Source organism: Pseudomonas sp. AC229 (genome assembly GCF_979254655.1).
Genome location: NZ_CEEDHK010000016.1, coordinates 155,209 through 167,817 on the forward strand (window position 1 = coordinate 155,209; position 12,609 = coordinate 167,817).

The 12,609-nt window shown below is 56.1% G+C and carries 11 protein-coding genes; 7 read left to right on the top strand and 4 right to left on the bottom strand.

Features of this window, described 5'->3' with window-relative positions:
• Window positions 1-16 precede the first annotated feature (16 nt).
• Together AC0IW7_RS21375 and AC0IW7_RS21380 are read right to left on the bottom strand one after the other, a co-directional pair.
• Window positions 17-514 (bottom strand): hypothetical protein, encoded by a 498-nt coding sequence (locus AC0IW7_RS21375; RefSeq protein WP_463381638.1) that lies wholly within the window; start codon window positions 512-514, stop codon window positions 17-19.
• 259 nt (window positions 515-773) lie between these two features.
• Window positions 774-1,163, bottom strand: a complete 390-nt coding sequence (locus AC0IW7_RS21380; protein ID WP_463381639.1) for a hypothetical protein — start codon at window positions 1,161-1,163, stop codon at window positions 774-776.
• A 72-nt stretch (window positions 1,164-1,235) separates the two neighbouring features.
• Here AC0IW7_RS21380 and AC0IW7_RS21385 point away from each other — a divergent pair, with 72 nt between their 5' ends.
• The 4 genes from AC0IW7_RS21385 to AC0IW7_RS21400 all read left to right on the top strand — a co-directional run bounded on the left by AC0IW7_RS21385 (window position 1,236) and on the right by AC0IW7_RS21400 (window position 6,883).
• On the top strand, window positions 1,236-2,825 hold the full coding sequence (locus tag AC0IW7_RS21385; RefSeq protein ID WP_471820687.1) for a recombinase family protein: 1,590 nt from the start codon (window positions 1,236-1,238) through the stop codon (window positions 2,823-2,825).
• Window positions 2,803-3,711 carry a ParB/RepB/Spo0J family partition protein gene (locus tag AC0IW7_RS21390; RefSeq protein ID WP_463381641.1) on the top strand — a complete coding sequence of 303 codons (909 nt, stop codon included), beginning with the start codon at window positions 2,803-2,805 and terminating at the stop codon, window positions 3,709-3,711. Before AC0IW7_RS21385 ends, AC0IW7_RS21390 begins: the two co-directional genes overlap by 23 nt.
• Window positions 3,708-4,616 (top strand): plasmid partitioning protein RepB C-terminal domain-containing protein, encoded by a 909-nt coding sequence (locus AC0IW7_RS21395; RefSeq protein ID WP_463381642.1) that lies wholly within the window; start codon window positions 3,708-3,710, stop codon window positions 4,614-4,616. The genes AC0IW7_RS21390 and AC0IW7_RS21395 overlap by 4 nt, the downstream gene beginning before the upstream one ends.
• Before the next feature lie 335 nt (window positions 4,617-4,951).
• Entirely contained in the window at window positions 4,952-6,883 is a 1,932-nt protein-coding gene (locus AC0IW7_RS21400) for a hypothetical protein (RefSeq protein WP_471820689.1), read from the top strand.
• 17 nt (window positions 6,884-6,900) lie between these two features.
• On the opposite strand, the gene AC0IW7_RS21405 is transcribed toward AC0IW7_RS21400, so the two are convergent.
• The gene (locus AC0IW7_RS21405) at window positions 6,901-7,374 is read right to left on the bottom strand and encodes a hypothetical protein (protein WP_471820691.1); all 474 of its coding nucleotides are present in this window, start codon (window positions 7,372-7,374) and stop codon (window positions 6,901-6,903) included.
• A 285-nt stretch (window positions 7,375-7,659) separates the two neighbouring features.
• On the opposite strand from AC0IW7_RS21405, the gene AC0IW7_RS21410 reads away from it, so the two are divergent.
• On the top strand, window positions 7,660-8,451 hold the full coding sequence (locus AC0IW7_RS21410) for a bestrophin-like domain (RefSeq protein ID WP_471820693.1): 792 nt from the start codon (window positions 7,660-7,662) through the stop codon (window positions 8,449-8,451).
• On the opposite strand, the gene AC0IW7_RS21415 is transcribed toward AC0IW7_RS21410, so the two are convergent.
• On the bottom strand, window positions 8,452-8,940 hold the full coding sequence (locus tag AC0IW7_RS21415) for a GFA family protein (RefSeq protein ID WP_471820695.1): 489 nt from the start codon (window positions 8,938-8,940) through the stop codon (window positions 8,452-8,454). It lies immediately after the preceding gene.
• A 187-nt stretch (window positions 8,941-9,127) separates the two neighbouring features.
• On the opposite strand from AC0IW7_RS21415, the gene AC0IW7_RS21420 reads away from it, so the two are divergent.
• Window positions 9,128-11,485: a DNA polymerase II gene (locus AC0IW7_RS21420; protein WP_471820696.1), complete on the top strand. Its 2,358-nt coding sequence runs from the start codon at window positions 9,128-9,130 to the stop codon at window positions 11,483-11,485.
• 305 nt (window positions 11,486-11,790) lie between these two features.
• Complete coding sequence (locus AC0IW7_RS21425; protein ID WP_471820698.1) at window positions 11,791-12,444, top strand: hydrolase; 654 nt, start codon at window positions 11,791-11,793, stop codon at window positions 12,442-12,444.
• Window positions 12,445-12,609: the final 165 nt, after the last annotated feature.

The window sequence follows — 12,609 nt, forward strand, 5'->3', positions numbered from 1 at the left end:
GCGAACTTGGTCTGCGCTAAAGAAGATATTTTTCAAACCAAGATGTGGCGATAACTATCGCCGCGCCATTAGCTGTTTCCTGCGAACTGAACGGGCCGTATGCCTCGCCTGCCACGATGTCGAATCCAGCGCCCTGCTCACGCTCGACAAGTGCTTGCACCTTCACGATGACTGGATGAGGAACATAGCCCCAGGTGTATCTAACTAGGGCTTTTCGGTTCGACGAGGTAACCACAAAGCTTTCGTTAAAATCGGAAGCATTTCTTGCTGGACGCTTATCGACATTGCGGAGCGAGTATTGATTGTTAGAGAGGGGCGGTTTACTAAAAGGAAAGAGTAGCGAGTAGATTATTCGCTTCACTGGGTGCGGGCGGGGCGCGTCTGTGAAATCTCTGAAGACCTTCAAAACCGCATCAGCTCCCCGCTCGACGTCCTTTAGGCTTCGCCCGTTCTTGTCCATTTCACGGATTACAAGGAGGGCTAGCTTCTTTTCAGTTTCAGAAAGCTCACGCATTTTTTCACCATTCAGAGGGGCGGTTTTGAATAACGCTAGCAGGTGAGAGAACCTTCCGCATTTAACGCTAGGTTAGACCGCGGGAGTTGAGGCCATCAGCCGAAAAATCCGAAACGCTAACCAGCTTTTTCCGTTTCGACGCGTCTAGGAAGCTACTCTTAGCTAGTTCAGTAATGCGCGAATTATTCGGCATGAACATGAACATGAACATGAACATGAACATGAACATGAACATGAACATGAAGCGTGAAGCACCAATCTATTTAACTGCTGTTGAGATCGAAAGATATTCGTCTAACAGCGCTACCGTTTGAAGCAAGCTTGTCCGAAGCACTGGCAGCGAAAGGGCGACGATTACCTCTTGACGTTGGGCCAAATGCAAAAACATTTGTAAGACCTTTTCGGAACGGGCGGCCAGCATGATGAGGTGATACCCACTCGGACCATGCGTTCCTGCTAACCAATTTTTTGCCGTTCGCTCATTGGCATCAGTCCACTTTTGCAAGGTCTTCAAAGCGCAGCGAGTCTGCCCGAGTTCGGTTCGTAATGCCGCTGCGATGGCGTTCGCGTACAAGACGCTGCCTACGCCGTTTGGAAATTCATTGCCCATTTTAGTAATCATTTTTCCGAGACCTTCTTCTATGGTCATGAATGTGCATTCTTAACGACTTTGAACGTGCAGCAATAACATCCGACAAGCGGGAGTCTCTGAGCCATCCTCATGCCTCGAAGAAAATCTCAGTCTGAATATTTAATACCTGAAGCGCGTCCGAGATATGCGGCAGCTTATGTGCGGATGTCCACTGAACATCAGCAATATTCGACGGAAAACCAGCTCGATATAATAAAGTTATATGCCGAGCAAAACGGCTACGAGATAACTAAGGTTTATACCGATGCGGGAAAGAGCGGCCTGACTTTGAACGGGCGAAAAGCTTTGCAGCAGTTATTTAACGACGTCGCTAGTTGTAGTTTCGAATATCAAATCGTCTTGGTCTACGACGTAAGCAGGTGGGGGCGTTTTCAAGATCCTGATGAAAGCGCGACGTATGAGGTTCGGTGTCGTCAAGCTGGAGTTGCAGTCGAATATTGCGCCGAGCAGTTCAAGAATGATGGTTCGCCTATCTCAAGTATTTTGAAAAGTGTTAAGCGAATGATGGCTGGAGAGTACAGCCGAGAACTGTCCGTAAAAGTCTTTGCAGGGCAGGCACGTCTAATTAGCCTTGGTTACAAGCAAGGTGGTCAGCCGGGATACGGATACCGACGCCAGCTAATCGATCAATGCGGTCATCCAAAAGCCATTCTGAGCAAAGGAGAGATGAAGAGCATTCAAACAGATCGAGTAGTTCTTATCCCTGGTCCAGAGAAAGAGCAGAAGGTTGTGCGTGAGATTTTTAGACTTTTCATTGAGGAGAAATTAAAGGTTGGAGCGATAGCGCGCTTATTAAACGAGCAGGGCGTTACGTGGTGTAAGCCTACTCCTTGGAATTCTGGTCGCGTGGATTCAGTCCTAAAGAATGAGCGATATATAGGAAATAATTTGTGGAATAAAACATCTGCAAAGTTAAAACAGTTTAAGCGAGTGAATCCGGAGAATGAATGGATTAGGGCCAAAAAGGCGTTCTGTCCCATAATTAATGATGAAACTTTCTTCGCTGCTCGCGAGATTATTAGCCGTAGATCAACTGTTCTGTCTGATGAGCAGTTAATCGACGATCTTAAAGCGCTTCTTGCTCGCCATGGTTATTTATCGGCTGTTCTAATTAATGCCGATAAATTAACTTCATCTCGCTCGTTATACATTTCCCGATTCGGAACCTTACGGCGGGCTTTTGACTTGGCGGGATACAGGTCTACGAGAGACTATTCCTATTTCGATGCGGACAAACGTCTTAAAGGCAGAGTTGCGATCTGTGTCGAGAGAGTCGCAGGAGTTATCAGAAGTTCGGGCGCAAGCGTTTCGGTAAACAATGATAATAGTTTATTGGTGATAAATGATGAGATTTTAATGTCGGTTGTGGTAATTAGATATAAGCCATCTCGCTTTCTGAAGTATCAATGGCAGGCGAGACTGGCTCTTGAGCTAAATCCTGACTTAAATCTCGTGGTGCGCATGTATCCAGGAGAGGAAACGGTAAAAGATTATTTGGTTATACCTACGGGAGCACTGGATCGTGCTGTGCTGAACATGAAAGACGAAGATTTGCGAGAGTTGGAGCAATACAGGTTTGATAATTTGGATGTCATAGGTGCTCTCAGTAGGAGAGTAACGATAGTCGGAGGAAGAAATGAAGAGCCTAAATTCAAATGAATGCGCGGCGCTGCATATTGGTAATGCTGAGCCAATACAGAACGTGCCCTTGGAGAAGATTAGGGTCCTTAATCCGCGAAGCCGCAATCAACAAGTATTTGCGCGGCTCGTGGAAAATATTTCTACCGTAGGCTTGAAAAGACCAATTACCGTAACGCCGAATGGCGATTCTTTCGATTTGATATGCGGCCAAGGCCGATTTGAAGCTTTTTTGGCGCTAGGTGAAACGACAATTCCGTGTGTACAGGTTTCTGCAGTAGAAGCAGACAGATATTTGATAAGCTTAATTGAGAATCTAGCGCGCCGGCGCCATTCTAATAGGGATCTTCTGGCGGCTATAAATGAGCTCTCTCAGCGAGGTTATACGCCCAAGGAAATTTCAAATAAAACCGGGCTTCAGTCTACTTATGTAGCATGCATATTGATCCTGCTAAATCAGGGGGAAGATCGGCTAATTTCCGCCGTCGAAAAAGGATGGCTTCCACTCTCGATAGCAACAAAGGTTGCGAAGTCAAATGACGGTGAAACTCAAGCCGCTATGCTAGAAGCCTATGAGACCGGTGTGCTTCGAGGAGATCAGCTACTTAAGGTCAGAAGGCTACTGGAGAAGCGCAAGGCGCTTGGGAAAAAGTTTTCAACGTCAAGGGCTACAACCGAGCGCATCACAACACCCGCGCAATTGTTAAAGACCTATCAACAAGAGGTTGGGCGTCAGCATTTAATTATTAAAAAATCTGAAATTAACCAACAGCGTCTTCTGTTTATCATTACAGCCCTTAGGAAGTTGCTTTCCGAGGATTACTTTCAAGCCTTGCTGCAAAACGAGGGGTTGAGTGATATGCCTGAGGTCTTATCCCAGCGTGTATATGCGGAGGTAGCAGCATGAAAAATGTCAAGCATGCTTTCGAGTCCAATATTTGCGCGGTGCCGATTTCCCATATCATGCCCACTCATAAGGTGAGCAAGGACGTGCTCGGCTCTATTAAGTACAAAACAGTTTTGGCTTCTATCGAAGAGATAGGGGTCGTCGAGCCTATAGCCATATACCCTGGTGGTGGAAGCGGGAGCGCCTCAAAAACATATATTTTGCTCGATGGACATCTACGGCTTGAAGCATTGCGCGAGTTAGGGGCTGTTGAGGCTCTATGTCTGATCGCGACCGAAGACGAGGGTTTTACTTACAATCGTCAAATTAACAGGCTAACTGCAGTGCAAGAACACAAGATGATTCTAGAAGCGATAGGCAAGGGCGTGACTGCAGATAGAATAGCAAAAAGCCTGAATATGAATATTGGTCGAGTGCGTGAAAGCCAAAATCTACTTGTAGGCATTACTCCTGAAGTAATTAGTCTTCTGAAAACAAAAGTAGTTCCGCGTGCTGTTTTTGCAGTCCTAAAAAATATGAAGCCTATGCGTCAAATAGAAACCGCAGAAATGATGATGGCTGCCGATTGCTACACGGTTAGATATGCGAAAATGATGTTCGCAATGACCCCTTCTGACCAGCTTAGCGAGAAAAGGAGAAGAAAGTCTGCGCCGCATTTTCCCGCTCAGGATATTACCCGGATGGAGCGCGAGATGGAAAAGCTATATCAAAATTATCACTCCATTGAAGACGGTCTCGGAGAGACGATGCTGGTTTTGGTCGTAGCCAAAGGATATATTTCCCGTCTCCTAAAGAATGATGCAGTCGCTGCGTATATTAAGCGGTTCCAACCAGAAGTAGGGGAGGAGTTAATGGGCGTCGTTGACGCTGTCACTGCTGATGCCAGAGTGCAGCAGCGAGAGTAGAGTCGCACATAAAAAATAAGCCTGGTTAGTTTTGGAAGAGTAGATCCATTTATAAAGACTAGTGTGCCCGATGGCCAGTGTTCTCATATGTACTCGACGTATGTTGAAGTTTTTCTTAGTTCTATAGATCGCCCTTCCAATTCCATACTTTTTATAAGCAACGGTCTTCAAGTCTTGAGCATGGTTGACTTATAGTCTGACCAGTTTGTAAGGGTATTCCTACATACCCAATGTGCTCGTTCTTACGATGCTTGCGGCTCTTTCGCCATAGGCATCTTCCGATGAAAACCTTCTCGTTTCCTCCAGTTCGTGTAGTCCTTTTCAGTGCATGCGTTGTGTTCCTCACCAGCGGCGTTGCGGCGGCGAGTACTGCGCCATTCCCTGTATTGACCGATCTGGGCCTGTTGCCCGCCGGCATCGGCAGCCGCGCCAATGCCGTGAGCGCCAACGGCAAGGTGGTCGTTGGGCAGGGCTGGGATGCCGCCTACACGCCCTGGATTTTTCGTTGGACTGACGAAGCCGGCATGGTCGGCCTCAACGGCGTTGCCATCCAAGGTTCGGCAAATGCGCTGAATTTCGACGGTAGCGTGATCGTCGGTGGCATCGGTTCGAACGCGGCGCAGCAGGCGTTTCGTTGGGATGCACTCAGTGGTGTGCAATCACTCGGTGACTTGGGCGGTACGCACAGCATTGCCTGGGGCGTTAGCGCCGATGGCAGCGTGGTGGTTGGGGAGGCGAACGACGCAGCTGCATTGCGTCGCGCCTTTCGATGGACGGCAGCACTGGGCATGCAAGACCTCGGCAGCCTGAGCGTCGGTGGCTCCAGTGTGGCCTCGGCCATTAGCAGCGACGGCGCCGTGATCGTCGGCAGCGCCGCAGCCACGGCCGGCACCCGCGCGTTTCGCTGGGAAGGCGGCACCATGGTCGACTTGGGCACGCTGCCGGGCAGTACGTCAAGCGGTGCATTTGCGGTGAACGCCGACGGCAACGTGGTGGTGGGCAGCAGCAACCTCGCGGCGTTTCGCTGGACGGCCGCCAGCGGCATGCAGGACCTCGGCTCGCTGGGCGGCATCATGAGTTCGGCTAACGGCGTGAGCGCTGATGGTTCGGTGGTCGTGGGCACGTCCACCTTGGTCGACGATTCGTCCCGCGCCTATCGCTGGACCGCCGCTACCGGCATGACCAGCCTTGGCCTGTTGACTGGCGGCAGTTTCAGCGAAGCCACGGGCGTGAGTGCCGACGGCAACGTGGTCGTCGGCACGGCTGACAACAGCCAGGGCGAGCGGGCGTTTATCTGGAAGCGTTCGGCCGGGGGATTGGCGCCCATTCAAGACCTCGGCAACCTGCAAACCTCCGTCATCCGCAGCGCCCACACCAGCACCGATCTGCTCGCCATGCAGGCCCGCCGCGCGCGCTTGTTGGTGGAGCAACACTGCCTGCCGGGTGCGGCGCAACGCTATTGCCTGAGCGCCGACGGTGCAGTGAGCACGGGCGAGTCAGTGGCAGACGGCCGCCAGCGAATCGGTCAGTTGGGAGCGGGGCGGCGGGTGGATGCCCAGGTTTCCATGGGGCTGAACGTGGCCTGGGCCGAGACGGATGGGCGGCACGGTGATGGCCATGAGGACCGCGCCCATGGCCTTGGGCTGTGGGCCGCCTACCAGCAGCACGCCGACACCGGCACCGGCTGGCTGGCCGACCTCGGTGCGTCCCTGAGTACAGGCGAAAGCCGCTTCCAGCGGGGCGAGCACGACACCGACGTACAAATCGCCTCGTCGCAGGTGGCGATCAAAGCCACGGCGCAGCGATTGGCGGTGGGCTATGGCGTGGCGGTCGGCGATTCACGGCTGGTGCCGGAGTTGGCGCTTACCCATGTGCAAGGGGCACACCGTGGCTTTGAAGAGCGCAACGTCGCCCTGCCGTTGAACATTGAGAGCGCGCGCAGTGAGCAAACCTACGCCACCGCCACGCTGCGCGGCAGCCTGCCGGTCGACCCGCAACTCACGCTGACAGCGGCGCTAGCCATGGATGTACTGCTCAACGAAGACGCCCCGGTGTTCCAGGGGCAGTCCGATATTCCAGGGTTGGATCAGTTCGAAGTGCGCAGCCCGTTGCGTCAGCGACAACTGGTGCCCAGCGCAACCGCCGGCAGCCGTTACGCGCTGAGTCCGGCCAGCAGCGTGGCCGCTCAGGTGCACGCGCGGGCCTCAACCTTCCATGAACAGCGCCCGGTGCTCGGCGTTCAGGTGCAGTACCGCTACGCCTTCTGAAAGCGCCGCCCTGGCGCTCACACGTAAATGCTGATGCCGGCTTTGCTTTGCAGCCAGTCGCGGTAAGTCTCCAGCGACTCGGTTTGTTTGTCCCCGTTAAAGCCGGCCACTGCCACCGAATCACTCAAGCCTTTGTCGATCAGCTTCTGCACCTGCGGCAGCAAGCTGGCGGCGTCGTCACGGTTCATGCTCGCCACGTCGGGCAGTTGAATCGCGCTCTGGCTGTTGGCTCCGTTGAAGCCGGCCGACGCGGCAGGGCTGGTCTGCTCGCCACCGGCCAGCGCGGTGAACAGGCCACCGCGTGACTGCGCGACGATGGCGGCCGCGTATTTGCGCAGTTCACCAATCGGGTCTTTCGGCTCCTCAGCCGCCGTGTCCGTTGCTGAACCGGTGCCGGTGCCCGTGGCGGGTTTGGTGCTGTCGCTCGCGTCCGATTTGGAAATCGAGTTTATAAAGCTCAGCAGCGAAAGGTTGCTCGATACGCTGGTCATGGGTGTGTGCCGTTAGCGAGTAGGTGCAGCCGGGATTGCACATCACGGGCCAACTTGTCCGATGGCTCTAGAACAGGTGTTTCGGCGCGTCTTGGCGCGAGGCAGGCGGCGCGAGCTTGCCAGCAGCGGCAAGCGTTTGCCGCCCGGTTTTCCGGGACGATTCAGGCAATAACCCACGGTTGGCTGCGTAGCGACGGATGGTGTGAACGTGGGTGTTGGGCAAGGCTGCTGAGCGTTGTCGCCGAGCGAATTGGCGATGTTTGCTGGCTAACCCAAGGACTTTCCATGCAGATGTACCTGCTCTCATTTCCCCTGTGGACATTATTTTTGGTGCTGGTGGTCGGCAGCGGCGTGCTGGTCGCCGGTGCCTCGTTGCTGGTCAACCGCTACTGCCCGCAACCGAGCGACGACAACGGCGTGGGGCTGTCGATCTTCCAAACGGTGGGCGCCGTGTTCGGCATTACGTTGGCGTTCACTATTTCCGCGGTGTACGCCGAGTTTGACGTAGCGGCCGGCAATGTCTCGCACGAGTCCAACGCCCTCGGTCGCTTATACCGCCTGGCCCAACAACTGCCGCTGCCCCACCAAACCGACCTGCAAACGGCGCTCGACACATACGCCGACCACGTCATCAACACCGAATGGCGAACCATGGAACAGGGGCGTAGCAGCATTGAAGTGGTGATTGCGCTGAACCAGTTGTGGCATGTGCACCGTCAGCTCGAACAAAGCGAACCCTCTCAGCACACCCGCAGCGAGCATTTCTACCAGCACGTCGTGGCCCTCACTGACCATCGGCGCAATCGCCTGCGCGACAGCCATTCGCAGCTGCCGCCGCTGATGTGGGGCCTGTTGTTGGGCGGAGGCTTCATCACCGTGGCCTTTGCCGTGGCATTGCGCACCGGGCATAACCGCAGCCAGGCCTGCATGACCGGCTGCCTCGCGGCGGTGATCGGCTTTGGCCTGTTGCTGGTAATGGCCATGGACTGCCCCTATAGCGGCAGCGTGCGGGTAAGCCCCGATGCACTTATCGACACGCTGCAGCTGTACAACCGACCGCCCTACGGCCCGATGTAATCAGCCCTCCAACCCCAAGCGCTGATGCCACTGGGCAATCGATTCTTTCGGGAAACCCTCGAACGTTTTGTCGCCCTTGCGCTTGTCGACCTCCACCCAGCTGGCCTTTGAGTCGAGCAGCAAATGGGTGTGCTCCGGCGGCACCGGCAACTCGCTGTCGATGGCGCTGGCGAAGGGGTGAATCAAGTCTGGCCATTGCGGGCTGAACAGCCACAAGGCGCTGCCGCACTGGTTGCAGAAATGTCGCTCGGCGCTGCTGATGCGGGCGCGCCCGGCGCCGGTGGGTTTGATTTTCGCGTGGTAAATGCTGATGTGTTTGCGCCCGCGTACTTTCATGCTGCGTGCGTCGCCACTGAGGTTGATGGCGTAACCGCCGCCGCCCTGCGTCTTGCGGCAAATCGAGCAGTAACAGCGTTGATACGGGTACGGATGCTGGCTGGTGAGGCTGAAGGCGACGGCGCCGCAATGGCAGGAACCTTTGAGCTGCATGGGCAAATCTCCGTGGGAAGGCCGGGTTGCTTTCGGTTTTCTAGACCCCCGTAACGTTGGTTTTGGCCATGACGTCTGTCGGATTAGGCAGCAGCTGTTGGCCGCAGCGCAGGAAAAACAAGCGGCTGTCTGTATATCGATACAGTAGAATCGTTCGTTCTTCCTGACCCGGCGACTCGGCACCTTCATGACGGCGCAACCCCTACAGCGCGGCTTTCTGCTTTCGCGGCACTGGCGTGACACCCCGGCGGGCACGCAGGTGAGCTTCTGGGTGGCCACAGACGACGGCCCGCGACTGCTGCGTTTGCCGGTGCAAACCTCGGTCGCGTTTGTGCCAGCCGAGCAGCGTTTGCGGGTTGAAGGCATGTTGGGCAAAGAGAAAGACGTCGAGCTGCGCGAACTGCAATTGCAGGACTTTCATCACCGTCCGGTGCTTGGCGTTTACACCCGTCAGCATCGGCAATTGATGAACATCGACAAGCTGCTGCGCAGTGTCGGCGTCGATGTGTACGAAGCCGACATTCGCCCGCCCGAGCGCTACCTGATGGAGCGCTTTATCACTGCGCCGGTGCTGTTTTCCGGCACGCCGGACGGGCAGGGCGGTTTCGATGATGCGCAACTCAAGCCCGCCCCCGACTACCGTCCGCAGCTGAAACTGGCCTCGCTCGACATCGAAACCACCCGTCACGGCGAGTTGTATTCCATCGCCATCGAAGGCTGCGGCCAGCGTCAGGTGTACATGCTTGGCCCGCCTAATGCCGACGACAGCGCGGTGAATTTCGACCTCGAATATTGCGACACGCGCGGCCAATTGCTCGAACGCCTGAACACCTGGCTGGCCACCCACGATCCCGACGCCATCATTGGCTGGAACGTGGTGCAGTTCGACCTGCGCGTGTTACTGGAGCATTCGCAAAAACTGCAAATTCCCCTGCGCCTGGGGCGCGACGGCGAGGCCATGGGTTGGCGCGAGCACGGCGCGCGCAGCAACCATTTTTTCGCCGAAGCGGCCGGCCGATTGATCATTGATGGCATCGAAGCGCTGCGTTCGGCGACCTGGAGCTTTCCTTCGTTCAGCCTGGAAAACGTCGCGCAAACTTTGCTCGGCGAGGGCAAAGATATTTCCACGCCGTATCAGCGCATGGACGAAATCGACCGCATGTTCGCCGAGGACAAACCGGCCCTCGCGCGCTACAACCTGAAAGATTGCGAGCTGGTCACGCGCATCTTCGGCAAAACCGAACTGCTGAGCTTTTTGCTCGAACGCGCCAGCGTCACCGGCCTGCCCGCCGACCGCAGCGGCGGCTCGGTGGCGGCCTTTACCCATTTGTATATGCCGCTGATGCACCGCCAGGGTTTCGTCGCGCCGAACCTCGGCGAGCGCCCGCCTGAAGCCAGCCCTGGTGGCTTCGTCATGGACTCGCGGCCAGGCTTGTACGAGTCGGTGCTGGTGCTGGATTACAAGAGCCTGTACCCCTCGATTATTCGCACCTTTCTCATCGACCCGGTTGGCCTGGTCGAAGGGCTGCGCGAGAGCGACGAGGGCGCCACCGTTGAAGGTTTTCGCGGCGCGCGATTTTCTCGTCAGCGGCATTGCCTGCCCGCCATTGTGTCGCGCGTGGCCGAAGGGCGGGAGCAGGCGAAACGCGACAGCAACAAGCCACTGTCGCAAGCGCTGAAGATCATCATGAACGCCTTCTACGGCGTGCTCGGTTCCAGCGGCTGCCGGTTCTTCGATCCCCGCCTGGCGTCGTCCATCACCCTGCGCGGCCACCAGATCATGCACAAAACCCGCGAGCTGATCGAAGCCCAGGGCCACACCGTGATCTATGGCGACACCGACTCCACCTTCGTCTGGCTTGGGCGCGAACACACCGACGAGGAGGCGGGCGTGATCGGTCGCGGTTTGGTGCAAATGGTCAACGACTGGTGGCGCAAGCACCTCACCGAAGAACTCGGTTTGACCAGCGCCCTGGAGCTGCAATACGAAACCCACTTCCGCCGTTTTCTGATGCCGACCATTCGCGGCGCGGAGGAGGGCAGCAAGAAGCGTTACGCCGGTTTGATGGGCGAGCAGATGGTTTACAAGGGCTTGGAATCGGTGCGCACCGACTGGTCGCCGCTGGCGCAGCAGTTCCAGCAACAACTGTACGAGCGCATCTTTCGCCGGCAACCCTACCAAGCCTATGTGCGCGACTTCGTGGCCGCGACGCTGGCCGGTGAGCAAGACGAGCTGCTGGTGTATCGCAAACGCCTGCGCCGCCCGCTGGATGATTACGAACGCAACGTGCCGCCCCACGTACGCGCCGCGCGTATCGCCGATGCCTATAACGCCGAGCTTGGCCGGCCCCGGCAATACCAACGCGGCGGCTGGATCAGCTACCTGATTACCCTGGCCGGGCCGCAGCCGCTGGAAGCGGTCACCTCACCCATCGATTACGACCACTACCTGACACGCCAGCTGCAGCCAGTGGCAGACGCGATTCTGCCCTTCGTCGATGACGACTTCGGCACGTTGGTGGGTGGGCAGTTGGACTTGTTCTGAGATCGCCGTTGGGCGTCTAAAGATCAAGAGCATCGAGGCTGAAGCCTCTCCTACAGGGGCAGCGTTTGGTGTGGGAGAGGCTTTAGCCTCGATTCCTGAAACGCCTTGGTCCCCGATTGCCCCTGTCATTGCCTTCGCACAAAACATCAATTCAGGCCCTTTGCATTTCTGCAAAGTGCGCGTGCAGCCCTGTCTATTCCGGGCTTTTCGGCGACCGGGCATCATGGCTCCACGGTTTGCAAACAAGCCAACGAATTCAACTAAACCCGCTACTCAGACCATTACGACTAAAAGGAAATCTACCCATGGCAATCGCAAAAGCAGCTCCAGGCAAAACCCTTCTGAACCACGACGACCACACCCTGATCATGATCGACCACCAATCGCAGATGTCCTTCGCGACCAAGTCGATTGATGCCACCACCCTGCGCAACAACGCCGCGCTGGTTGCCAAGGCCGCCCGTGAATTCAAGGTGTCGACCATCCTCACCACCGTCGCCGAGAAGAGCTTCTCCGGTCCGATTTTCGATGAAATCAAATCGGTATTCCCCGAGCACACCATCATCGACCGTACCAGCATGAACACCTGGGAAGACGAGCGCATTGCGGTACAGGTGAACGCCGCCGGCAAACAGAAAATCGTCCTCGCCGGCTTGTGGACCTCGGTCTGCATCGTAGGCCCAGCGCTGTCTGCCCTGGACCAAGGGTTCGAGGTGTACTTCATCGCTGACGCCTGTGGTGACGTGTCGGTAGAAGCCCACGAAATGGCGATCCAGCGCATGGTGCAACTGGGCGCCCGCCCGATGACCTCGCTGCAATACCTGCTCGAACTGCAACGTGACTGGGCACGCGGCGAGACCTACGACGAAACCGTCAAAACCTCCATCGCCCACGGCGGGGCTTATGGCCTGGGTCTGATCTACGCCAAGACCATGTTCAATGCCTCTGAAGGTCATTAATGGTTAAACGCTGCGGCGTGTGAAAACTTCCGCCTCGATGCTTCGAGGCGGGAGTTTTTTCGTGTGCGCCCGAAAAGCTCGCGGCTAAAGCCGCTTGTGTCAGCTCAAGCCGGTAGGATTCGAGGTGAGAGCAGTAGGGGGCAGGCTGATCAGCCGCAGTGCCTG